22 protein-coding genes are annotated in these 23,003 nt (G+C 40.9%); 8 read left to right on the forward strand and 14 right to left on the reverse strand.

What is annotated here, in order from left to right; genetic code table 11:
• Positions 1-13 precede the first annotated feature (13 nt).
• The gene (locus tag L3V77_RS05120; RefSeq protein WP_275136029.1) at positions 14-721 is read right to left on the reverse strand and encodes a hypothetical protein; all 708 of its coding nucleotides are present in this window, start codon (positions 719-721) and stop codon (positions 14-16) included.
• A 256-nt stretch (positions 722-977) separates the two neighbouring features.
• Between L3V77_RS05120 and L3V77_RS05125 the strand changes: the two genes are divergently transcribed.
• A complete protein-coding gene (locus tag L3V77_RS05125; RefSeq protein WP_275136030.1) occupies positions 978-1,451 on the forward strand; it encodes a cupin domain-containing protein in 474 nt (157 codons plus the stop codon).
• 92 nt (positions 1,452-1,543) lie between these two features.
• Here the strand turns inward: L3V77_RS05125 and map are convergent, their stop codons facing one another.
• The 3 genes from map to L3V77_RS05140 all read right to left on the reverse strand — a co-directional run bounded on the left by map (position 1,544) and on the right by L3V77_RS05140 (position 3,238).
• A complete protein-coding gene (gene map / locus L3V77_RS05130; protein WP_342752072.1) occupies positions 1,544-2,284 on the reverse strand; it encodes a type I methionyl aminopeptidase in 741 nt (246 codons plus the stop codon).
• Between the two features lie 37 nt (positions 2,285-2,321).
• Positions 2,322-2,546, reverse strand: coding sequence for a ParD-like family protein (locus tag L3V77_RS05135; protein WP_275136032.1), 225 nt, complete (start codon positions 2,544-2,546; stop codon positions 2,322-2,324).
• Between the two features lie 134 nt (positions 2,547-2,680).
• Positions 2,681-3,238: an XRE family transcriptional regulator gene (locus L3V77_RS05140; RefSeq protein WP_275136033.1), complete on the reverse strand. Its 558-nt coding sequence runs from the start codon at positions 3,236-3,238 to the stop codon at positions 2,681-2,683.
• Positions 3,239-3,431: 193 nt separating this feature from the next.
• On the opposite strand from L3V77_RS05140, the gene L3V77_RS05145 reads away from it, so the two are divergent.
• The 3 genes from L3V77_RS05145 (at position 3,432) to L3V77_RS05155 (ending at position 5,150) form a co-directional block, all read left to right on the forward strand.
• Complete coding sequence (locus L3V77_RS05145; protein WP_275136034.1) at positions 3,432-4,040, forward strand: LysE family translocator; 609 nt, start codon at positions 3,432-3,434, stop codon at positions 4,038-4,040.
• An 87-nt stretch (positions 4,041-4,127) separates the two neighbouring features.
• Complete coding sequence (locus tag L3V77_RS05150; RefSeq protein WP_275136698.1) at positions 4,128-4,577, forward strand: GNAT family N-acetyltransferase; 450 nt, start codon at positions 4,128-4,130, stop codon at positions 4,575-4,577.
• A 93-nt stretch (positions 4,578-4,670) separates the two neighbouring features.
• The gene (locus L3V77_RS05155; protein WP_275136035.1) at positions 4,671-5,150 is read left to right on the forward strand and encodes a GNAT family N-acetyltransferase; all 480 of its coding nucleotides are present in this window, start codon (positions 4,671-4,673) and stop codon (positions 5,148-5,150) included.
• 142 nt (positions 5,151-5,292) lie between these two features.
• On the opposite strand, the gene L3V77_RS05160 is transcribed toward L3V77_RS05155, so the two are convergent.
• The 7 genes from L3V77_RS05160 to nagB form a co-directional block, all read right to left on the reverse strand.
• Positions 5,293-5,745, reverse strand: coding sequence for a DUF302 domain-containing protein (locus L3V77_RS05160; protein WP_275136036.1), 453 nt, complete (start codon positions 5,743-5,745; stop codon positions 5,293-5,295).
• 236 nt (positions 5,746-5,981) lie between these two features.
• Positions 5,982-8,258: a glycoside hydrolase gene (locus tag L3V77_RS05165; protein WP_275136037.1), complete on the reverse strand. Its 2,277-nt coding sequence runs from the start codon at positions 8,256-8,258 to the stop codon at positions 5,982-5,984.
• A 75-nt stretch (positions 8,259-8,333) separates the two neighbouring features.
• Positions 8,334-9,158 (reverse strand): DUF2861 family protein, encoded by an 825-nt coding sequence (locus tag L3V77_RS05170; RefSeq protein WP_275136699.1) that lies wholly within the window; start codon positions 9,156-9,158, stop codon positions 8,334-8,336.
• A 2-nt stretch (positions 9,159-9,160) separates the two neighbouring features.
• Complete coding sequence (locus tag L3V77_RS05175; protein WP_275136038.1) at positions 9,161-9,811, reverse strand: response regulator transcription factor; 651 nt, start codon at positions 9,809-9,811, stop codon at positions 9,161-9,163.
• Positions 9,789-11,189, reverse strand: a complete 1,401-nt coding sequence (locus tag L3V77_RS05180; protein WP_275136039.1) for a DUF3404 domain-containing protein — start codon at positions 11,187-11,189, stop codon at positions 9,789-9,791. The genes L3V77_RS05175 and L3V77_RS05180 overlap by 23 nt, the downstream gene beginning before the upstream one ends.
• A 203-nt stretch (positions 11,190-11,392) precedes the next feature.
• Positions 11,393-12,202, reverse strand: coding sequence for a hypothetical protein (locus L3V77_RS05185; protein WP_275136040.1), 810 nt, complete (start codon positions 12,200-12,202; stop codon positions 11,393-11,395).
• Between the two features lie 260 nt (positions 12,203-12,462).
• The gene (nagB, locus tag L3V77_RS05190) at positions 12,463-13,257 is read right to left on the reverse strand and encodes a glucosamine-6-phosphate deaminase (protein ID WP_275136041.1); all 795 of its coding nucleotides are present in this window, start codon (positions 13,255-13,257) and stop codon (positions 12,463-12,465) included.
• Positions 13,258-13,544: 287 nt separating this feature from the next.
• On the opposite strand from nagB, the gene L3V77_RS05195 reads away from it, so the two are divergent.
• The 4 genes from L3V77_RS05195 to L3V77_RS05210 all read left to right on the forward strand — a co-directional run bounded on the left by L3V77_RS05195 (position 13,545) and on the right by L3V77_RS05210 (position 18,577).
• Positions 13,545-14,249 (forward strand): response regulator transcription factor, encoded by a 705-nt coding sequence (locus L3V77_RS05195; protein ID WP_275136042.1) that lies wholly within the window; start codon positions 13,545-13,547, stop codon positions 14,247-14,249.
• Positions 14,239-15,675 (forward strand): ATP-binding protein, encoded by a 1,437-nt coding sequence (locus L3V77_RS05200; RefSeq protein ID WP_275136043.1) that lies wholly within the window; start codon positions 14,239-14,241, stop codon positions 15,673-15,675. The genes L3V77_RS05195 and L3V77_RS05200 overlap by 11 nt, the downstream gene beginning before the upstream one ends.
• A 2-nt stretch (positions 15,676-15,677) precedes the next feature.
• Positions 15,678-16,922, forward strand: a complete 1,245-nt coding sequence (locus L3V77_RS05205; protein ID WP_275136044.1) for an ABC transporter substrate-binding protein — start codon at positions 15,678-15,680, stop codon at positions 16,920-16,922.
• 128 nt (positions 16,923-17,050) lie between these two features.
• Positions 17,051-18,577 (forward strand): PTS transporter subunit EIIC, encoded by a 1,527-nt coding sequence (locus tag L3V77_RS05210; RefSeq protein WP_275136045.1) that lies wholly within the window; start codon positions 17,051-17,053, stop codon positions 18,575-18,577.
• Positions 18,578-18,683: 106 nt separating this feature from the next.
• Here the strand turns inward: L3V77_RS05210 and L3V77_RS05215 are convergent, their stop codons facing one another.
• The 3 genes from L3V77_RS05215 to L3V77_RS05225 form a co-directional block, all read right to left on the reverse strand.
• Positions 18,684-20,009: an L-serine ammonia-lyase, iron-sulfur-dependent, subunit alpha gene (locus L3V77_RS05215; RefSeq protein ID WP_275136046.1), complete on the reverse strand. Its 1,326-nt coding sequence runs from the start codon at positions 20,007-20,009 to the stop codon at positions 18,684-18,686.
• A gap of 165 nt (positions 20,010-20,174) precedes the next feature.
• Entirely contained in the window at positions 20,175-21,377 is a 1,203-nt protein-coding gene (locus tag L3V77_RS05220) for an NAD/NADP-dependent octopine/nopaline dehydrogenase family protein (protein ID WP_275136047.1), read from the reverse strand.
• A gap of 105 nt (positions 21,378-21,482) precedes the next feature.
• On the reverse strand, positions 21,483-22,619 hold the full coding sequence (locus L3V77_RS05225) for a hypothetical protein (protein WP_275136048.1): 1,137 nt from the start codon (positions 22,617-22,619) through the stop codon (positions 21,483-21,485).
• Positions 22,620-23,003: the final 384 nt, after the last annotated feature.

A 23,003-nucleotide genomic window follows, 5' to 3' on the forward strand; every position in this document is an offset into this window, starting at 1 on the left:
ATAAGATGATGAGCTATTGCGGTAACGCAACCGCCTCAATATCAACATCGCCATTCGTCATATCCACTGCCGCTTGGTAAATACTGTCTGGGTCACCATAATGTTTGAAACTGAAATGGTAAACGTTGGCGGGTGTCCATAGTTTTTTCGCTTCTGAAGGCATGATGTCGTAGCCGTCTTGCTGGTATAGCTCTGTCGCCATTACGTTAGCGATAGCCGATTGCCTACTTGCGTTTCTGTTTACGGTTGGCTCGAGTGATGGGTTGCTAGGGTAGGACTCGCCGTTGTAGCTCATCACGCGATGAGCACCATTGCTCCATACTATGAAGTCTTGCCAACCGTTGCGATAACTGTCCGCCAAAACGACAGGGTTTTTCACTACAGTCATTCGGTTGATGACGTTGCCCTCATTATCGAACATGACAGCTGTACAACCACCACTGCCACAGAAATAGAGATCTTGCATTAAGACGATATGTTCGGCGATGCCATCGCCATTTAGATCGGCGCTACCTGTCAAGTAACCTACTTTATCTTGTGCTAAGGAAAGCCCTTCTGGTGCCAAAATGTTAGTATCTACCCAAGTGGCGATCGTGTTTGCGCTGGCGCTAACCGATGGGCTGGAAGATGAGGTGTTTTTAGGTATATTCTCGGAAGTTGAGCAGCCGACTAAAGTGAGTGAACTGAGAAGAAAAAGTCCACCTAGTGTGCGATTATTCATTTTATCTTACTCTGCTGTATTTATCTGTTGCCTATAAGTATACGCACTACAGCAAGCGATGATGTAATAAAATGATTAAAATCAGTAAAGTGCCTGTCATTTGAAATTCAATTAAATTTGTTTTTCTTCATTATAAATTGACTAGATGAAGGTTGTTATTTGCAATATATATCATCACGATAAATACTGAGTATGTAATTGGTAAAGTGAGTTCATGTCGATGGTTACGTTGTTACTTGTATAGAGAGCGAAAAGAATGAAAAAGATATCCCCAATAAACGTTGAGCTCGTTCCAGTGAATATGTCGAAATCAATTTATCCAGAACCGTTTGCAGATAGAGTAAAGGATCGCACTAAGCGAAAATTAGGTGATTTTTTTCAATTAGAAAATTTTGGCGTGAATTATACAGTTTTATCGCCAAATTCGATGTCTGCACTAAAACATCACCACGTAATGCAGGATGAGTTTATCTATATCATTACGGGTAACCCGACGCTCATCTATGGTGAAGATGAAATGCAGATGAATCCTGGTGATTGCATGGGTTTTAAAGCCAATAGTGGTGTCGGGCATCAACTGGTGAACAATACTTCAAAGGAAGTCATATTTATCGAAGTGGGTGATAGAAGTCCTAACGAAAGCGTTACGTATCCGGATGATGATTTAGCGGTAACTCAAGAGAAAAATGGGTCTTGGTCTATCCTACATAAAGATGGTTCTACTTATTAATACATGACAAGTAAGTGTTTATCACTTCACCTTACTTAGTCAGTAATAAACCATACCCTCTGTGTTTACGCCTTGCATTAATGTGTTATGAACTAGTGATGATTGTGTTTCTCATCTTTGCGCAGTGTAAGGACTTCATATCCAGATGTTGTAACCAAAATAGTATGTTCTGATTGAGCTGATAATTTTCTGTCCCGTGTAATGACCGTCCAGCCATCTTTTTTTGTTTTGATTTTTGCAGTACCTTGGTTAACCATTGGCTCTATCGTAAACACCATCCCTTCTTCTAGCTTAAGACCTTTTCCTCGTGATCCGTAATGAAGCACGTGTGGCTCTTCATGCATTTCTCTACCAATACCGTGGCCGCAGTATTCTTTTACGATACTGTAGCCATAGCTCTCAGCGTGTTTCTGGATAGCATGACCTATATCTCCAAGTCTAGCGCCAGGTTTGACTTGTTTAATTCCAGCCCACATAGCGTCATACGTCACGTCAACCAACTTTTTAGCCAAAGGTGTGGCTTCTGACATGACATACATCTTGCTGGAGTCAGCAATAAACCCTTCTTTTTCCAAAGTAATATCTAGGTTAATAATGTCTTTGATTTTTAATAATTGATTTGTGTTGGGAACACCATGACACACGACTTCATTAATCGACGAGTTTAAAACATACTGATAGTCATATTGACCTTTGCTTGCTGGTCTAGCGTTCAGCTCATTAACAATAAAGTCTTCAACTTTGTTGTTAATGTCCATGGTTGATATGCCCGGTTTTACATATGAGTCCAACATATGAAAGACCCGCGCAAGTAATTTCCCAGCATTGCGCATCAGTTCAATTTCAGAAGCAGATTTTATATTGACGCTCTTATTCACTGGTACTTCCTTCCATAACCGTTATTTTCGCTGCCGATACATCGGCTGACTTCATAAGATCTGCGACTATTTGATTGAATGACAGTTGTGGATGAAGCTCGGCTAACATACCAATTTTTATCCAGAATTCAGCTTGTGAATTGATAGAGCGTGACATAACAGAACTTGCTTTTCTTATCTCTTCATGAAGTTCTTCGGAAATTTTCACAATACCCATTTTATATATGTTCCATATATGTTTCGTATGCGTATTGTATTTACAGAGAGTGAGTAGTCAAGATAAATAATTTGGAAATCATCGTTGTTTTTCAGTGCCACTCAATCCTAGAAAACTCTTGGCTTTTAAATGGCTCAACGGTATTCCGAAATTAAGATGGCTGAAGTGCCTTCTTGAAGCGCTTCAAATACGTGTGGCAAGTCTCCGGGGTAGCAAATATAGTCGCCCTCATTAAGATCGTAAGGCTCTGATATTAAACCAACTTTGGCTCGTCCCTTGGTGATGATTACGTGTTCTATCACTCCAGAGTTGTGAGGCTTAGAGTGAACAGGTTCTCCTGGGCTGACTTCGATCCAATAGATATCACGGCGGCTATTAGATGGACATGCAGCTAGCAGCGTCGCTTGATAGTCTTTGCGTTCAGTAAGTACAGATACTCCCTCACCTTGGCGAATGATATTTGTCTTTGGTTTTGGTGTCTCGATTAGACGCGAGAAGGGGATATCCAGTACCACACAGATGGACCATAACGTTTCGATACTTGGATTACCGACCCCATTTTCTAGCTGCGACAAGGTTGACTTAGCGATATTTGCGCGTCGGGCAACTTCGGCGATGCTGAGATTTGAACGCCGTCTTTCAGCATTCAATGTAGTAGCGATTTGTGCGATAGGTGGCTTATTTTTGGTCATGATGAAAGGACGTCTTCTCAATGAATAACTTGTTCATTATATAATACGATCGATTTTTTTGACAAACTAAAAATGATCGTTCAATATAAAAACCAGTCGTTCAATATATTATTTGTTTGTTGGCGATATTGAAGGCAAATCTTAGTTTAAGAACCATTCGAAATCACATCACTAGCACTAAGGGAGGCAGAACTTGGATTACTTGATATCTGTTGTACTATTTGCAATTTCATCGTCAGTAACACCAGGTCCAAATAACATCATGGTGATGACGTCTGGGCTTAACTTTGGTATACGCAGAAGTATGCCATTGCTTATAGGAATTTGTGTGGGTTTTACCACGATGTTATTGTTGGTAGGTTTAGGTTTTGGTCAGTTATTTACATTATTCCCTCAATTAAGTTTGGTCATTAAAGTTATTGGTACCGCCTACTTGCTTTATTTGGCGTGGTTGATTGCTAGGTCCAGTAATGTAGGGGTAACTAACCAGCAAGTTAAGCCGATAGGGTTCATAAAAGGCGCTTTGTTTCAATGGGTAAATGCTAAAGCTTGGGTCGTATCCATTGGGGCTATATCAGCATTTACCACAATGGGAGAAAGCTTTTTCTCACAGAATATGACGATAGCAACCACCTTTTTTATTATTTCTTTCCCCTGTGTTGGTATCTGGTTGATGTTTGGGTCCATGTTACGTCAATTCTTAGATAATGCTGCTTACTTACGTTGGTTTAACATCACGATGTCACTTCTGTTGGTGGGCTCAGTGTTGCCTGTCGTCAAAGATATTTGGTATCAGTTTTAAACGGGTGACGAAAACACTAGAATCTTTCTATGCAAAGTAATTCATGCGTATGTCGATAGAAGAATGACGTTAAGGTGTCCTTACATGGTGGAATACAGACAAATTGATACTTGCTCAGTACCTATGAGTTTACTATTGGAAGCGGATCCTTCAGAGTTGAATATCAGTAAATACTTTTCTGGGTCATTGTGTTTTGCGGCTTATGATCAAGGTAAGATGATGGGGGTATGCGTGGTCAAATTACTCGCGAGCAGTAAATCAGAAATCTGCAATATTGCTGTATTTCCAAAGGCTCAGAACATGGGAATTGGGTCAGGGTTGTTAAAACATGTTGTCGATAACTTAGCGAAGCTAGGCGTTATAGAAATAGGTCTAGGTACGGGGGCGTTTGGATATCAATTGACTTTCTATCAGCGGTTAGGGTTTAGGGTTGATGGTGTCATTAAGAATTACTTTATCGACAATTATGATGAACCAATATACGAGAATGGCCTCCGACATGTTGATATGCTTAGGCTTACATTAACGTTGGCCTAGTATGAAACTCAATCATTATGACGTTTCGTGTTGACTGACTGAATATGCGTCCCAATTTTATCAAAAATGAATTCATCGCTTAAGGAAAGAAAAATGGTGGTACTTAGGGAAATGCGCCAAGAAGAATACCCAGCATATTGCGAGTACTTCATTGACGATTATAGTCAAGAAATTGCGCTCAATTATGGTCATTCAATGGATGTCTCCATTGAACTGGCTAAAAAAGACTTAAATAAAAGCTTTCCCACAGGGTTAGACAATAATAACCAATCATTGCTATGTATTGATGCCGAACTTAACGGAACGTTATGCTTAGTTGGGTATCTATGGCACTCAATCAATATTGCGGATGGATCGACCTTTATTTACGATTTTTTCATTGCTGGTGAGTACAGAGGCAAAGGACTTGGTAAGCAAGTAATATCAGCGTTAGAAAGACAATTACATTCTGTTGGTATTAAGCAGATAAAGTTAAGAGTGGCATATCAAAACAAGCGCGCTCTAAAACTGTATCAGGACGTTGGTTTCGCAATAACGGGTATTAACATGTCCAAAGATGTTGGTGATGAATAGTCTCAATATCTACACGTATACGGCCGAAGCTGAAGTCCGAAATGGGATCGCTGTGTTTTCTTCATCTCGGCGCTTTCTTGATTCAAGGCATTGATGTTGAGATCAAACCTTGATATCAATGATAAGCGCGATCTTATGGACATTAAGGCTGCGTTGCTTTCTGAGCAAAATTAGCCAACGCTTTTTCGATTTTCATAATGTTATCTTTGCATTCCGAAACGTTATGGCGTGTAGCGAGGTATTTTGGATCGTTATAGATAAGCCAAACGACATTGTTTTCGTCTTGAGTAATGAGCGCTTTTTGAGGCAAGTCAATCGCAATGCTTTGTTTGCAGGCGATTAAAGGGGAACCTACCTTTGGGTTACCAAAAATAAGAAGTTGAGTAGGTCGAATGGTGACGCCAATTTTCATGGCCGCATCAGAATGGCGTATACGTGAAAAAACAGTCATGCCTTTTGCTTTCAAAGCGTTTTCCAATCGATCCGTTGTGGTATTGACATCGAATGTGCTCTTGACACTTATTAATCCATTTTCTGCATAAGCGGTTGATGTTATGCAAAAAATCACTATTAATCCTAGAGTCTTAAGTGTCATAGTATTGATCCTTACGTAGTTGAGACTGAAGTGTAGCACGTTATAAAAGCGTAGTTTTCACATTCACTATTTGCAAATTGAATCATGAGATATGGTCTTAATTGAATCTTCGGTTAGTATTCACCTGACAGTAAAACTCCCTGTAATATCTCGATTTTAATAGTTGTCTGAGTGGTGAGGTTGATTGGACATTAAATAAGAGCAGCGTGTGCGGCTCTTATTTAATGTGGCGGTTTTTACTTGGTTATTGAACGCCACAGAACGACGTTACCGTTACTGAGGATTGCCTTTATCGATAATGGTTCTACCTCAACGCCATTCTTTTTAAATAGATTGTTTGAGAAATTTGCAACTATTTTACTACCATCATCAAAGCTGGTCTGTTGGATATATCCCCTCTTATCAAGCCAAATAAAGTCGATTAATTTTTTGTCCCAAAGCTGTTCGTGAATGGGTTGAAAACCATCCTGATAGTGCTTTAAGGCTTGAACCCGTGAGCTTTGATTCGACGACGCCTCGTCTCTAGTGAGATGGACCATTGACGGTGTATTGTAAAGCATGGCCGTTAGGTCTCTATAAGCTTTTACGTCGGTAAACTTGAGACTGTCGGTATGCCAGTGATGACTGTTAATCACTTCATCGTGGAATACTGTTTGATATAGCGGAACTCTATACTGAGGAGAAAAGAGCAGAGATTTGTACGGTTCATTCACCTTTGCTGGTTTGAAGAAAAAATCGGGCTTGTGATCTGGATACCAACGGCCGAGGTAATATGGTGACTGCCGGTTTGACTTCATGTCCTTATCTGTCCAACCAAATCCAACAGACTCTAGCCCATGAGCAAATGCGATTCCTCGAGTTGTGAGGCTGTTACCATCTTCAGACCCAAGTACCAGTTGATCCTGTTTAGATATCCATTCCATTCTTTCGTTGAAAGCATCAAGCATGTCAGTCTCTGTACTTTTATCTCGATAGTCTTCTCTACTCATGGCTGTAGCGTCAACATCAATAAATAAACTATTGAAATGACCATACTTTACTATATCAAGAACGCGTTTCTTTACGTAACCCAGATGACAGTTAGGATTTAGGTAATAACCATTTCCTCTGAACCCTTTTTTCTTACTTTTGTCGGCGAGCTCAATTGCACACTTATTGCGCATTGATTCGGGTAGGTTAGCGGTTAACCAACCCTCATTTGTTCCGGCGGGAATGGCAGTATTGTATGAGTCGTAAGTCGCAACCAAGTATCCTGCGCGCTTAGCCATATCTACCACGTCAGGCTGATAAAAAGCGGGCATCCAGTTATCAAAACCCAACCATAATTTATCGAGACCTGCTTTTTTTAAGCTAGTGACCATATCTAACGACAAGGCTTGCCCCCAACTTTCGGAAGGTTTTAAAAAAGGTGAGGCGTTTTCTTCGAGCCAGCTTTTTCTGTTTTGAGCCGCCAGATACTGAGCAGCAATAGTATTATCCGACAGCGTAGGGCTAGGTACTTTATATTTAATGCCTAAAGAAGTGCTAATCGAATCGAGTAATAGCTGTTTATGATACTGGCTGAACCAGTCCTTACCTTTAGACAAGGGTTGAAGTTCTTTTTTTGCTTCTTTTGGTAGAGAGAGTTTGGTTTGTTGGAGGTACCAGCTTTTTAGGCCCCACCAGTCAATCACATCCTCAGTACTGATAAGATCCTTGCCGAATAGGTAGACTTGACTAGCACCTATTAGTTTTCTTACGCTTGGATTACGTTGGACTTTTTGGGAGAGTGGATCCGAAATGTTATTTTCAACTCTCCACTGACGATAGCTTTTTGCGCCGTCAAGCCAGTTATCTCCAATTGTAATACGCACTGTAAATGGTTGTAGCTGATTTAAAACAGTAAAGCGATGCGCTGCATACATGTCCACTTTAGATTTTGAATTCAAGAAGTTAAGTTGATTGTTCGTCGCTTCAATTAGTTGGTAACTGATATATGCATTTTTTTGTTGTGCGGTCCAAAAAGGCATTTTTAGATCTTGAGTGGTATTCGCACCAGAATAATTAGTCATTAAGTAGCTGGCCCAAACTTCATCTTTCACAGGAACGCGCATCCCCTCACTGAAAGGAAGAAATAACGTATCTGTACGCTCTTCATCTAGATTGAACCACTCTAAAACAACAGGCTGATTTCGTTTGATTTTCATATCAGACGAGGCAGCAAAGCTGACGGTGAGCGCATTCTGTTGTAACGTTGCATTGACGGATATTTTACTGGGGCTCAGCAACCAACTTGCATTAGTAACAGAATTAACCTTAAGACCAGTGAGTGTTTGATTTTGGTTATTCACTCTGAGAGAGGGTGAATTAACCATCAGATTATTCCACTTAATTTCAAAGCTTTGAGGAGAAATGGTGACATGATTATTAGGGGAGTTTAACTTTACGACCGTTGCATGTGTTGCTGTTGAAAGCAAGGTTAGCGATATGACGAAGAGGAAACTCTGATTAGACTTTGTACTTCTATTAAGCATTTTTAGACTCCATGAATAACGTTTTCAGCTATTACATCTAATTTCTGCTCATGGTTTGTCACCTATTTGTATCCATTATTGTTTGGCTTCATTTTCTGGGGAGAATGGAATTGCAACTCTTTGAATATAATTAATTTTAGTACCATTCTGATATTCTGTTAACTCAACAGCGGCGCTCAGATGTTTTGCCTTGTACGAGTATGGACTTTCCTTTGGCACCGAAAGGTTACTATTCTGAATTGGTACTCTGTTTCCTAGCATGTTGTATTGTTCATCAAACCATTGCCAACTTGCGTTTACCTCTGGGCAGCCTATTACGTTTCTTGGTGGTGTGATCAGTATACTTGGAGAATGAAGTTTGTGTTCCAGCTTAAGCCAGCGCTTGTTATTGTCCATAGAAGCGATAATTGGATAGCTGTTTTGACCAATCTCTAATTGATACACTCCAGACGGTGGTTTAAGAAGCATTTCTTCAGTTTCAATTTCTTGATACTGGGCGTGTGCGATGAGCTTTCCACTGAGTAGCCTTTTGCCGTTAGGAGACACCAGAGCAATACCTTGATCGGAGGTGTTTCTCCTTGAAGATATCTTGAGTTGATAGCCTTGTGATGAGAGGCCAAAACGGCGAATAAAACTAACCTGAATGTTCGAAATAGAACTGAAGTCATTTGATAGGTCTTGGCCACATTCAGTTTGGCTAAGGATCTCTTGTTTTACTGGGACCCAAAATTGACTGTCTAGCTGATTCTGATTCAGTGCAATTTTTAGCTCCTGCCATGCCAATATTGGTTGCTGGTCAATAAGTGCCTGATAGGTACGCTGTAATGGAGTATCTGTGAACCAAGCGGCTTGAGATACGCTAGGAAAAGCGATGGCAATAATAAAAAAGAGTGGTCTGATGTTCAATTTTTTTCCTCAATTAAGCGATAACCTACACCCCGATGTGTTTCTATTTTCAATAGAGGCAATTTCTGACGCAGGCGCAACACGTGATTGTCCACCGTGCGTGTACTTGGGAATGCTTGATAACCCCATATTTTGTTTAGTAGTTCATCTCGGTGAAAAACACGGCCCTGATTCTGTACAAACAGAACCAGTAGCTTAAACTCCTTTGGTTTTAGCGCTACTAGCATGTCTTCTGAGAGAGCTTGGCGTTCAGCTATATGAATCTTGATCTTAGAGTAATGGAGATTGCAAATGCCGAGAGGGCGGAGCTGAGTGACTACTCGTGCAAGTAGCTCTTCGTTAGAGAAAGGTTTAGTCATATAATCTTTAGCGCCAGCCATCAGACCTTCGATTCGTTGGTTAACATCAACTTTGGCAGTCAGTACAATAACGGGAAGTGCTTTTAGTAAAAGCCAGTGGGGGAGATGCTGTAAGCTGTCGCCATCATCCAACTGACGATCTAGGATAACGAGATCAGCTTTAAACCATAACGATTCAGCAGAAGAGGTGTTTTGTGCCCAAAGGCATTGGTATCCTTTTGTCTGAAAGAAAACAATTAAGCCTTGTCCCAATAACGCATCATCTTCAATCAGCAGAATTGTGTTCATATGGAAGCTCCAGAATACATCGAGTAGGGTTGCGTAAAATGATCAATTTCCCATCTGCTTTTTTCATAAGATGCTCTACGATACTCAATCCAATGCCCATATTGGTATCATTGCTCTTTGGTCTTAAGCGAGAGATAAACTGATGTAGTGGAGATGGGAATTCCCCACAGTCTATTACTTCAATGACTAATTTATCCGTCAGTTTTGCTCTGACAGTGATATCTCCTTCACCATGCTGCTTAGCATTCTTAATTAGGTTATCGAGACAAATTGATAGCCAGTAATAGGGCTGATTAAGTTCAATATCTTGATCAAGTTCATAAGTAACACGATGTTTTGTACATATATAGCTGAGCCACTCTTCTAGTGATGCTCTTTGTTTTAACAAAGGTTGTGACTTATCCGAACCTAAATAGATTTTGCTGTTCTCAGTCAACTGAGACAGCCTCTGATAGTCGGATATTAAGCGCCATACCGCACTTTGAGCTTCCTTAGAAAGATTATCATACTCGTCTCGGAACATTTCGACTGTGAGTCCAATACTGGTGATTGGCGTTCGGAGTTCGTGCGTAAGCAACTGTAAAATGAATTTCTTCTCTTCTCCCTGTTTACGCTTTAAGTACCTCCCTCTAACTAAAACTGTGATTAATATCATCAATAAGGTTGCTATCAGAATGCGTAATATGGTTTGGTATTCAGTTCGCTCATTAATACATAGGTTACTGTATCGAAGTACGCAACTATCACCCCGAAGAGTGATGTTCATTCTGCTCGCTATAGGTAACCAATTTGAGGATGTAATTGCCTTCCATCCTTGTTCTCCACTAAGCCACAATGTGTCTCCTTCCTGCCATGCGCGGTAACCATCGAGCAGAGCCTGTCGCCCTTCCGATGACAAGTTTGAAAGCGTTGGATAGAGCGGATGTTGTGGGTTCGCTATAGTCAGATAGTCTTTGATTTTATTGTATTCCGATGGGAACCTTTCGAGATAACGATCAGCAAAACTTCCTCCGGCGACATGCAATAAGGAGTGTGTGGAAAACCAGCCATAATCCAGAGTCTTTCCGTTGCACAGCGCCAGTTCAAACGCTATCGCATCGGACAAGTTTGTGTTTTCCGTCTCATAAGCCTGACAGTTTCGCTTTATTGAAGACAGTAATGCGATGTCTTGCCAACGGAATTGTTTGAAATTTGGATAGCGTGAGCTGTCGATTAATAGCTTGATAGGGTACTGATTTAACGCTTGTTGCGAGACAGTGAGCGAAGAAGTGTGCCAGCTTTGTTGATATAGGGATTGCCATTTACTCTCTAAATTTTTGGCGTAGACCACTGCGGGAAACAACAATATAAAACAGAGGGCGAAGGTGAATCGGCGCATCTAATTGTTCTCGTAGAAGGTAGTCAGGCACATTCTAGAGGTTTTTCGTGAAGATTTGTAACCTATATGTCAACAAATTAAGAGCGGTTTAGAGAATTCTGATAGCTTATTTAATCGACACATTGTGTTATCCAATAAAATACAGACCGTATTTATATTATACTTTCAGTATAGATTAAACGCGCATTTTATAATTAACGAGGCTAAATAGAAACCGCGAGTTTAGGTAAAGGCACATAGATAGATTCAGCAATGTTTGAGAGCAGAAAATCATAGGTGTTGAAGATGATAAGAGAGGCATCTGTCGACATTTTGTAAAGTTGTTCTTGAGTGAATTCGAGTTCCTTTGATTCGGATATGTCTTCTAGTTGTCTGCAAAGTAGCGAGCAGACAGGTGAAGTAATGGCTAAGGGATCAATAAGCGCGAGTTGATTGAGTCGACTAACCATTAATTTGGCGTGTGGTTTTAGCTTTGCAATGCCGTCGTCTGTATCTATATCTTGAATGGCTACTCTTAATTGAGTCAATGATTCCAAGCTATCATTTATCTGATGCCAGCTCAGGTTATATTCATCAACTAAGTCAACGCGTTGAGACTCGACTAGCCACGCAAGAATGACCTCGTCAATCAAAAATACGCAGTGCCGAATTACTCTCCCGTGACTCATCTGATTCTGACTGACCGTCATATATTCCCATTCATCAATCAATTGAGTTATCTTTGAAAATAATATTCGATAGATCGGTTTATTATCGAAATGGGCTTTGCTAATCAGTGTCTTTGTTGTGGTAGACATACCTTTTTCTAGCAGAAAAATTGCATGGCTTTTGGGGTTGCCGTAGTAGAGAAGATAATGACTAGCACTGCGATGTTGCCGACATAACGTTACGAGGCTTCTCAAATCGGTGATGAGCTCATATTTTTGTTGATAACTTGATTTGCGCTTTGAAGAGAGATAAAGCATGACTAAACAGACAAAAAGCGATAATAAAACCGCGATGAATACAAACATAAAAGCCCCCTTACTTTGTTTTGGCTCTTAAGTAGTAAGCAGGGATGGTGCCACATATAAAATTCTTTAAATTCAGTTTGTTACGAACTATTGCTCTGAATTTTTTGTGTAAAATGGTGCGAGCTGCACCGGGATGAGGCGATGAACGGTTCTACATGCCAGGTACAAAGGTGGAAAAATGTGTGTTTGGCATACGACCACACTAAATACAGGATTGTGAGGGAATAAGTGTGGTCGTAAAGGAAACGGTTAATTAGGCGCTATCTTACGTTGTTCTGTTCTAATTCTGTGAAATATTTCAAGGTTTTTACTTTGAGATCATAAGTGGCTTCTTCATCACAGACAATGACAGCTTTTGGGTGCAGTTGAAGTGCACTTACCGTCCAAAGGTGGTTTATTGCACCTTCAACAGCGGCTTGCACGGCTTGCGACTTACCATGACCAATGGCAAGTATCATCACTTCTTTTGCATCGAGTAGCGTTCCGACACCGATCGTCATCGCGTTTTTTGGCACCTGATCGATCGCATGGTTAAAAAACCGAGAGTTTGCTCGACGAGTTTCCTCAGTGAGCACTTTTACTCGTGTTCGAGATGAAAGAGAAGACGCGGGTTCATTAAAGGCAATATGCCCATCACTACCCACACCACCCATGAACAAATGTATTTTTCCATACGACACTATTTTTTCTTCATAATCCTGACATTCTTTGACTAAATCTTTGGCATTACCATTAAGAAGGTTGATATTTTTTTCTTGGATATCGATATGGTCAAAAAAATGCTTATACATAAAAGAACGATAAGATTCGGGATGTTCAGGGTTAATTCCTACGTATTCATCCATATTAAAAGTAACCACGTTTTTGAAACTAATCTCTCCTTGTTTGTGCAGTTTTACCAACTCTTGGTAGGTCGACAATGGTGTACTACCAGTCGGTAATCCAAGTACAAATGGATTGCCCTTTGTTGGCTCAAATGCTTTTATTCTTTTTGCTATGTGGTGAGCACTCCAAATACCCACATTTGAACTACTTTCAAGCGGAATCAGCCTCATGTTTGTACCTTTCAACCTTTTAATTTAATTAGTTAATAACGATTTGTTTGATATCTGTGCAAACTCGATAATTATTAGTGTTGTCCGTAAATTGATCACGATGGATATTAAATCATTGGGTATTGGCGAAGGTTGCTATTGGTAATTAATTTGTAAGTGGTTACTTACAAAAATAACAAGGAAAAATGGTCAAATAGAGAACGCGACTATTGTGATTTTTGTCAAATGGATACATAGTTAAGATCGAAATTATCATTGAAATCGTTATTAAGTAAAGGCGCTTAGAATTGAACAATAAAACTATATTGGTCGTCGATGATAATAAAGAATTAAGAGATGCCCTTAGTGAATATCTGGGGCGTAGCAACTTCACTGTACTCACTGCTAGCGATGGTGAAGATATGTGGCGGATACTCGAAACCCATGAACCGAATTTGATCATACTGGATATCATGATGCCTGGAGATGATGGATTTACGTTGTGTTCACAAATTCGACGTAACTCTAGTGTGCCAATTATCATGCTAACAGCAGTAACAGAAGAGGCTGATCGTGTTGCAGGATTAGAAATGGGCGCCGATGACTATATCACCAAATCGTTTAGCCCTCGAGAGCTTCTCGCGAGAATAAAAGCTATCTTGAGGCGGGCGACCCACAGCCCAGAAGCCCCATTTGCTAGAAAAGTCACCTTTTCTGGTTGGACGCTAGATACAATAACTCGCCAATTATTGTGTCATGATAAACCAGCAAAACAGCTTTCTGGTGCGGACTTTTCTCTACTTGCTCTTTTTTTACGTCAGCCCAATGAGATACTTTCTAGAGACGCTATTGCACAGGCTATATGGGGGCGAGATTCTGAACCGCTAGAAAGAGGGATTGATGTGCAGATCAGTCGGTTACGCCATCACTTAGATGATAAACAGAGAAACACCATCATCACCGTTCGTAATAAAGGTTATATGCTAGCGGTGGAAACGTTGCATGAAATTTAAGAGGTTTGTCCCTCAGTCTTTAGCCGCACGTACCAGCACTATGCTACTCATTGTTATCATCGCATCACAATTACTTGCCGGTTTAATATGGTTCTCTCACAGCTCTGAGAATGAAGAGCAGGGATTAAAAAGCACGGTACGCAGCTTAGTGTTAAGTGCATCATCCACTATCTCTTTTTTTAGTACACTTCCTTTGGATTACCGGCATCTCGTACTCGATCAATTGAGAAGTATGGGAGGTACGCGATTCTTCGTATCGCTAAATAACCGGGAACTACCGGTCGTCCCAATAGCGGATTCTTCAAGAAAACAACTCGTACTAAATGAAGCGAAAAGGATATTGAATCAGGAGCTTGGTAGCGACAATAACATTGTTGTTGAGTTTACTACCAGAGAGGAACTTAAGGTATTTAGTACCGGCATCAGCATAGACGAGTTACCACTACTTTGGGCTCACTATAGCTTATCTTTTGGTGAAATTAGTCCGCCGATATTGGTTATTCAAATTGAAGTGTCACCGCAAGAATGGTTCTATTTGGCGGCGGTATTACCAGCCCCTTATGTCAATCTTGAAAGTTCCTTTATGGACAGTAAGCAGCTTTTCTTTTTGGCATTGTCCGCCATCATACTGCTTGTTTTTACCTGGCTTGTTGTTCGTTCAGAACTCAGACCAATCAAGAACCTTGCAAAAGCCGCAACGTTAATGGGTAACAAGCTTTCTATTCCTGAAGTTAAGGAAGAAGGAAGTTCGGAACTTAAGGCCGCGGTGCACGCTTTTAACAAAATGAATCGTCGTGTGAAATCGTATTTACGAGAACGAGAAATGTTATTTGGCGCTATTTCGCATGATCTAAAAACGCCATTAGCGTGTTTAAAATTGCGGACAGAAATGCTAGATGACGACGATACACGAGCGAAATTTGAAAAACTCACAAATGAAATTGATTTGATGGTAAAGGGGGCGCTTCAGTGTATTCGGGATACGGATATCCATGAAGAAATTGAGGCGATAAACATAATAGAGATACTGGGAATGAGTACAGAACTATATAATCGTTATGCAAAAAAGGTAACGGTATATGGGCCCAATATAAAACTGTATTACGGCAAACCTTTAGCCATTAAACGCTGTATTCAGAACCTCGTAGATAACGGCATTAAATATGGAAAATCCGTTTCAATTACAGTGAAAGATAGCCCCGAAAAAGTAGTTATTTCATTTGTTGATAAAGGGCCGGGAATCGATAAAAAACTAACGGAGAAGGTATTTGAACCCTATTTTAGAGACGCCTCTGACAGCAGTGGCAGTGGGTTAGGTTTAACCATCGCACGGAGTATCGCTAGGGCCCACGGTGGAGATGTCGTACTCATTAACCAACCAGAAAGTCAAACTTTTGAGGTCTGCTTAACACTAAGTAGAGATTAAGAATGAAATTATTAATGATTTGTATCGCGCTACTCAGTTTTGAGTCGCAATCTAAGGAAGTAGAATTCCTTCACTGGTGGACATCAAAGGGAGAAGTCGCGGCGCTAAAAGTGATGGAAGATGCATTAGTCGCTCAAGACCATATATGGAAGAGTACACCGGTCAAAGGGGGCGGTGGCGATACCGCTATGGCGGTATTGCAAGCAAGAGCGATAGCCGGAAATCCGCCAACGCTTGCACAAATTGAAGGCATGGCGATTAAATCATGGGCTAAACTGGGTTTTTTATCCTCATTAGACACCGTCGCTCAAGTTGAAAAGTGGGATGAAGTAATGCTGCCCACGGCACGAAGCATCAATAAGTTTGAGGGGCATTATGTTGCTGTGCCCATTACGATCCATCGCGTAAATTGGATGTGGGTTAATAACTTGGTATTGGCGAAGGCGGGATTAGAGGTACCACAAACGTGGTCGGAGTTTATTGCGGCGTTAAAAGTTCTCAAAACAAAAGAAGTTAAACCGCTCGCGTTGGGGAACTCACCATGGCAGATATCTATGCTGTTTGAAAATATTGCCCTTGGAATTGGAGGACAAGATTACTATCAAAAAGCGTTAGTAGAGATGTCTCCTGAAGCACTAAATAGTCAAGAAATGGTCGATATTCTTAATGTGTTTCGTCAAATAGGAGATATCACTAAAGGTAGCCTGACTAAGCAACGTTGGGATGAAGCAACCAATGAGTTAATAAATAATGAAGCTGCTTTCCAAATATTGGGTGATTGGGTTATAGGTGAATTAATCTCTGATGACGCGCAAATACCCGATCATATTTCTTGCTTTGTATCGCCTCAAACTGAGGGGGTTTATATATACAATATGGATAGCTTTGTAATATTTAACCAGAGTTTTGGGTTTCAAAAATCAGATACTGATGGTCTTGGTAAAACGTTGTCTAGCGCTTTATTTCAGGAAGAATTTAGTAAAAAGAAAGGGTCCATTCCTGCCCGAGGAGATATACCACTAAATGACTTCAATATCTGTTCGCAACAATCTCGACGAGACTTCGATCTATCGGAAAGAAACGAGGCTCTAGTGCCTAGTATGACTGACTCGATGGCCGTCGCTCCTATTGTTCAGAACGCCATAATTGAGGAGCTTTATCGCTTCTTTAACGATTCTACGAAAACGCCTGAGCAGTTGATCTCTCGATTAATTGCTATATCAAGTAGCCGCTCTGGAAACGATTAGGTGTATTCGTTTGTAATAGAACACTTACAAAAAGCCAACATTATTTAACCTTAAGCGATACCAAACTCTGTAGCTTATATATGGAAGAGATTCATCTTCTATATATAACATAGCTATGAGGTATTCTTATGAGCACAAAAATTTCGACGTTGCCGAAACAAAGCACGTCTTTATTCTCTATTCTTAAGAAAGGCATAACAAAGCTCTCAACCGTTGGTCGTGCGCTAATGCTACCTATCTCGATATTGCCAGCCGCTGGGCTATTGTTGGCGTTCGGGGACAAATTAGATATTCCGTTAATGGTTGGTGCTGGTGATGTTATTTTTAGCAATCTACCTTTATTATTTGCCGTTGGCGCCGCAGTAGGTCTAACGAAAGAATCTGGTATTGCAGGATTAGCCGCCGTCGTCGCGATGCTGGTTATGAACATGACAATTGGTGTTCATGCCGGGGTAACTCAAGAAATGGCGCTCGCAGGAGGAGCTTACGCCTTGGTGTTAGGTATACCTAGCCTTCAGATGGGTGTTTTTGGTGGATTAATTGCCGGTATTCTTGCGGCAACTATGTATAATCGTTTCCATCAAATCCAGCTCCCTGCTTTTCTCGGTTTCTTTTCTGGAAAGAGGTTTGTCCCTATTGTTACCGCAGTCAGTGCTTTCTTACTTGGCCTTATTCTACCGAGTATATGGATGCATGTTCAGGCAGGGATTGATGCATTATCAAATATCGTAAATGGTGATAACCAAGCACTTTCTACCTTCATTTTTGGTTTCACAGAAAGGGCGCTGATTCCTCTTGGTCTTCATCACATTTGGTATCCTTCATTCTGGTTTTCATTTGGTGAATATACGAATGAAGCAGGGGCTGTCATTAATGGTGATCAGACAATTTGGTTCAAAATGTTTGCGGAAGGTGTAAAAGACTTTAACTCTGATACCTATCAAGGTGCAGGGAAATTCATGCAGGGTGAGTTCCCTCTCATGCTATTTGCTTTACCAGCAGCATGTCTAGCGATGTATCATGAAGCAAAAACTCAAAACAGAAAATACGCGGCTGGTATCCTATTTTCCGCTGCCCTGACTTGCTTTATCACAGGTATAACTGAACCTGTCGAATTCACCTTTATCTTTGTATCCCCACTGCTCTATATTTTTAATGCCGTCAGTACCGGTTTTGCATACATGTTTATGTATTTACTTGACGCTCATCTAGCCAAATCATTTTCTGCTGGGTTAATCGATTATATTACTTTGGGTATCATTCCTTCATTTAATGGATTCGAAACTAACTACCTCGCGGCAGCGATAGTTGGCGTACCGATGGCTATTATGTATTACTTCGTATTCCGTCTTGTGATTCGAAAATTTGATGTGCAAACACCAGGTCGTACTGACGAAATAAAAGAAGAAGTCACCCTAAGTGATGAACAGCTTACCAAATTAACGCTTGATTTCGTCGGTGGCCACGACAACCTAATGTCCGTCACATCTTGTATCACGAGGCTTCGCCTTGAAGTTAAAGATACCTCCTTAATTAATGAAAAAGGATTATCAGATATCGGAGCAATGGGCGTTATTAAGGTTGGCTCAAACGGAATACAGATTGTGTATGGTGCAAAAGCACAATTTATAGCTGAGCGTATCAACCAACACTAGGCAACGTTTACCACGAATTGATAACGTCGTTAACGAGTTATCACTAATGAAAAGACACACCAGCAAATGTTGGTGTGTCTTTTTTGGATCTTAACGAGTTTGCTATCTAACAGATAGTGCCTTGTTTTCTTTTAACTTTGAAAACAAATGCATCCGTATTGGACATACACTCTTTTTGTAAACGGTATATATTCTCAATAGTGCCATCTACGCTCTTATTGACAATACCTTCAACGTCGCTTGAGCTGAGCCCTCTTTCGGCCATTAGCATTGCTTGTAAGGCACCACTCAAACCGGTGTATGATCTAAATGCACAACTTGGTTTTGCACCATCACAAATTACACCAGCCAGATTACCTAAAGATGTTCGTATCATGTCGGAGATCTGTTCCTTTGTAGCACCGCGTAAAAATGCAACACCACTTGCTGCGGAAGCCGTCGCAACACCAGAGCAATAACACATTGGTGATAAATGCGCGTACTCGTTGGATTTGTAGTCAAGGTAGATGTTCACAAGGTTAGACATGGCCACAGCACGAATCATTTCTTCTTCGCTACACTTACGAAAATCGGCAGCTGCGATAGGTGCCATGCTGGAAATGATACCTTGATTACCGCTTCCTGTGTTGCTCATTGCTGTATAGCCACTGCCTCCCATACGTGCATCTAAACCTGCAACGGTCCACTTGAGAACATGAGTTATTTCGTCATCAGCAATTAAGCCTTGGTCGATTTTCTGTTGTAGAGTGCGAGCCACCTGTAGACCGTATTCGTTATCTAGGCCGTCCTTACAGATACCACGTGTTAGCTCAATCGCTGTTTTGATATGATCAAGGTCGCTAATGTCGCAGCTCGAACAGAAGTCATAGATGGTTTCTACTGACAAGAAAGAGGTATCTACGGGGATGGTTTCTTGGTTCGCTAATGCTTCTTTTTCTTCCTCGCGGTTGCCAAGTAGTACTTTCCCATCTTGTTCAATAAATTTGATGCCATTATGTTCATTCCAAAGGCTTACAGAGGCGGTATGTTGGTCGGTCTCTATCGTTATCTTTAAATAGATAGACGGGGCAGGAGTAACCATATCAAGGTCAAGTTTTTGGGCGGCGACAAGTTGTTCAATAAGCTCTTCAGCTGCCTTAACATCGGTATCCGTTACCTTACTCAGTACTTCCATATCTAGATCTGCATCACCAGCAAGTACCCCTAGAAGCGTGGATAAGAAACCACCACATTTACCGCCAGTATTTGGAATTCCGACGGATTGTACTCCAATGACCATAAGACCTGAGCCTTCCATAGAAATACGTTTAATTTCACCAGGGGCATACTTTCGGGCTGTTGCTGCAGTAAGCGCGAATGCGACTGGCTCGGTACATCCCAGTGCGGGGATAAGCTCAGCTTCAAGAACCTTAACAAATGCATTTTTTTCCATAACTAACTCCAGTTAATTTTCAAAATAGATATTATGTAATTTTAGGGAGATGATACTTCCCCGATGAAGAATCCTTATATGCTATTCCGGGTTACTAGTAACAAAATTCGGCATAGCGAACCAACGTTCAATATAAAGGACTTTGTGGATAAAAAAACGTTACATTTACCTTCCTGTACGCATGTATCCAACGACGTCTGTTGCAGTCATATTTTCTAGGCCAAAGTCTTTCATGCTATAGCCTGTTTCATAGTAATTAGTTTCCAACAAGAGATTAGATAAGTCGGTCATTGCACGAATGATTGGCGTTTTTACTTGCAGGAGCTCGGCAAAGCCAATGGCACCATTGCATCCCACTGGAACATCTTCTGTGATATATCTTGAATCCAATGGGAAACGCGCCCCCTTTGGAGCTGGAAGCCATGTAGATTGATCTAAAGGTTCAGAAAATGGAAGGCGGAAATCCTCACCAAACATCATCTGACCGATTAGCCCCATTCGAGACTGAAGTACATCTTCTTCAACAGGTGTTATTCCGACGCCAAAAGCTTCTGCGATGGCGACTTGCTCCTGATAAAAAGCGTATTGTACTCGGCCTACAGCCGGTGAAACACCGTGAGCGTAAATGTCATATATCGTATCGTGGCTTCCAATATTAGGGATAATGCCCCAGTTCTCTATCGTTCCTGTATTGAGTACCACGGCAGGAACATGTAAGAGAACATTGACATTTGATAGGCCAATATCTAACGCGGTATCACCCTGAACCAATGTCGTTGCATCCAGTGCTGGAATTTCTTTACTGGCGGAAAGATATGTTTCGAAGTCGACTGAAGGTAATGTATCCACTCTAATTTCATTTTCACGATACATTACATTCACAACATCTGTTTCTGTTTCCAGATTATTAAAGTCCGTCAATCGGGCACCGTAAACCAATGATGAATATCCTGCGATAATGACGTTGGTATTGAGTCCTTGTTCATTCATTATTCGACGAAGAATTAAACTTCCGAAGTTGTCCGGGAAGATGCTGACTGTTTGTCCGTCTTCCAGTAGAGGTGCCAGTTCTTTAAAAATGGACTGAAACCCTTGAGCTTGTACTGAAACCAAAATGTGATTAGAACCTTGTACCGCTTCCTTCATGTCATAAGTGACCATATCCAGAACTGCTGTACCATTGCGTTCAAAGTTATCATGGTTTTTTTCGATACCTTCAAAGCGAACTCTTCTGCTATTCACAATACCTTTTACTTTATTATTGAACCTTGTGAACTCGTACATTCTGACTTCGGCACCGCCAAGTTTACAATCGGCAGCCAATGCGTGAGCACCGTTACCAGCACCAATTATGGTAATAATTGCCATTTCATAGCCTTTCTAGTGTTGTTTAAAAAATCAGTTGTCCTGAACGTTTTTGTTGTCCCACCGTGTGGTAGTGAATAAATCCCACGTATAAATGGAGTGCGACAATTAAATAAGTTGTTTAGATTCAGACGTATTTTCCTTTTCATCTCTTGCTTTAATCATGTAATAGCGAACGACAACAACCCCGCAGACAATGGCGCCTGAGTAGCCAAAATAGGTCATGATATAATTGAGAAGTGTCTGATAAGGGACATAAAGAGTAACAAAGTAGACTGCAGTACCAACAATTACGCAGGTTAGTTTATATTTAAGGCTGTTTTCGTCCTTAATAAACATCGAAACACAAGTCCAGATAATAGGGCAGAGCGTACTGTAAACTGCGACAAGAATAATGATAGCGAATAGCCCACCGACTGCTCCGAAAATGTTGTTTGCAAGCAGTAGATTAGGGATGGCGGCGGACACTGAGTTTTCGATGTTGCCTATGTGATTGAGCCCCATAACAATAGAACCAAAGACAAAAATAAATGCGGCAAGGCTAAGAATAATATGGGTGTATTTAATGTCATACTCGCGCAGTTCTGAGCCCATACGACCTACCATCGCGGACACAAGTAGTAAGCAGCACCCTCCGAAAGAAAGCCCAGCTAATATTGGGTTTGCACCTGCTCGTGTGACTTCGACCGTACCGCTATTAATGGCGGTATTTCCGTCACTAATAAGGGGGTAGTAAGTAAACGCCGAGATAACACCGACAACAATAGTGAACCCTACAATAACCGGTCCAATCCTACCGATAATATCGATCATTCTATTCAGTCCGGCGGCGGCAGTAATGACGGAGATTATTACAGCGATAGCACTGCCGATCGCGATAGGTATCCCCCATTGTTGGTGTAATACGTTACCAAAACCCGAAACCATGAACATATAACAACTGGCGTTAAACGACCATGCAAATGCTTCAAAGACTTTACCACCCGCAGATCCTGCATATAGTCTAAATATTTCTGAAACATCATCATATCCTCGTGTTCGACCGGCATAAGCATAAGCGCCGTAGGCCAGATACATCATAAAGAAGGTGATAACGCCAACTAATAAGCAAGCCCAGATCGAACCCCAACCAGAAAAGAACTGCATAGTTTCCTGACCAGTGGCAAATCCTGAGCCTATTAGATAAGCAAGTAGAGCACCGATGAACGTAGTTTGTTTACCTACACTCATTTTTCTATTACCCATAAGTTTCTCCTTAAAAACGTCATTCAACCAGTTCATCTTCTACCTTTGTTTGTACAAAGACCTATTAACGCTGTATCATAAAAAATGAATTAAACTAGTCGTCCGTTATAACGACCAAATGTCCTTTACAGTGAACGCCTGTTGTTTGTTGGTGTCAATTTACAACTGCAGATAACGAGACTCAGCGCAAAAAATGACCGTTTTTTTTCTGTTGAAATGTGCGCTAGATATGAATTATGCAGGTCATCAATCCTCTTTAGTCTTTGCATAATTGGTCTGAATGGAGATTATTCTCCTTTGATAAGTCTCTTTTTAATCGTGTTGCGAAATTAGGTTTCGGGATCTATTATTGCGCGGCAATTCAAGCTTAATAATAAAAATTAT

The sequence above is a fragment of the Vibrio sp. DW001 genome, assembly GCF_029016285.1.
Lineage (GTDB): Bacteria > Pseudomonadota > Gammaproteobacteria > Enterobacterales > Vibrionaceae > Vibrio.

What these genes read in the sequence shown, in the direction of transcription:
- nagB (WP_275136041.1), bottom strand. Translation starts at nt 13,257, where the DNA reads ATGAGGCTGATTCCGCTTGAAAGTAGTTCAAATGTGGGTATTTGGAGT.
- L3V77_RS05225 (WP_275136048.1), bottom strand. Translation starts at nt 22,619, where the DNA reads ATGGGTAATAGAAAAATGAGTGTAGGTAAACAAACTACGTTCATCGGT.
- L3V77_RS05220 (WP_275136047.1), bottom strand. Translation starts at nt 21,377, where the DNA reads ATGGCAATTATTACCATAATTGGTGCTGGTAACGGTGCTCACGCATTG.
- L3V77_RS05200 (WP_275136043.1), top strand. Translation starts at nt 14,239, where the DNA reads ATGAAATTTAAGAGGTTTGTCCCTCAGTCTTTAGCCGCACGTACCAGC.
- map (WP_342752072.1), bottom strand. Translation starts at nt 2,284, where the DNA reads ATGCGCAATGCTGGGAAATTACTTGCGCGGGTCTTTCATATGTTGGAC.
- L3V77_RS05125 (WP_275136030.1), top strand. Translation starts at nt 978, where the DNA reads ATGAAAAAGATATCCCCAATAAACGTTGAGCTCGTTCCAGTGAATATG.
- L3V77_RS05120 (WP_275136029.1), bottom strand. Translation starts at nt 721, where the DNA reads ATGAATAATCGCACACTAGGTGGACTTTTTCTTCTCAGTTCACTCACT.
- L3V77_RS05215 (WP_275136046.1), bottom strand. Translation starts at nt 20,009, where the DNA reads ATGGAAAAAAATGCATTTGTTAAGGTTCTTGAAGCTGAGCTTATCCCC.
- L3V77_RS05210 (WP_275136045.1), top strand. Translation starts at nt 17,051, where the DNA reads ATGAGCACAAAAATTTCGACGTTGCCGAAACAAAGCACGTCTTTATTC.
- L3V77_RS05160 (WP_275136036.1), bottom strand. Translation starts at nt 5,745, where the DNA reads ATGACACTTAAGACTCTAGGATTAATAGTGATTTTTTGCATAACATCA.
- L3V77_RS05185 (WP_275136040.1), bottom strand. Translation starts at nt 12,202, where the DNA reads ATGTTTGTATTCATCGCGGTTTTATTATCGCTTTTTGTCTGTTTAGTC.
- L3V77_RS05175 (WP_275136038.1), bottom strand. Translation starts at nt 9,811, where the DNA reads ATGAACACAATTCTGCTGATTGAAGATGATGCGTTATTGGGACAAGGC.
- L3V77_RS05155 (WP_275136035.1), top strand. Translation starts at nt 4,671, where the DNA reads ATGGTGGTACTTAGGGAAATGCGCCAAGAAGAATACCCAGCATATTGC.
- L3V77_RS05140 (WP_275136033.1), bottom strand. Translation starts at nt 3,238, where the DNA reads ATGACCAAAAATAAGCCACCTATCGCACAAATCGCTACTACATTGAAT.
- L3V77_RS05205 (WP_275136044.1), top strand. Translation starts at nt 15,678, where the DNA reads ATGAAATTATTAATGATTTGTATCGCGCTACTCAGTTTTGAGTCGCAA.
- L3V77_RS05180 (WP_275136039.1), bottom strand. Translation starts at nt 11,189, where the DNA reads ATGCGCCGATTCACCTTCGCCCTCTGTTTTATATTGTTGTTTCCCGCA.
- L3V77_RS05135 (WP_275136032.1), bottom strand. Translation starts at nt 2,546, where the DNA reads ATGGGTATTGTGAAAATTTCCGAAGAACTTCATGAAGAGATAAGAAAA.
- L3V77_RS05165 (WP_275136037.1), bottom strand. Translation starts at nt 8,258, where the DNA reads ATGCTTAATAGAAGTACAAAGTCTAATCAGAGTTTCCTCTTCGTCATA.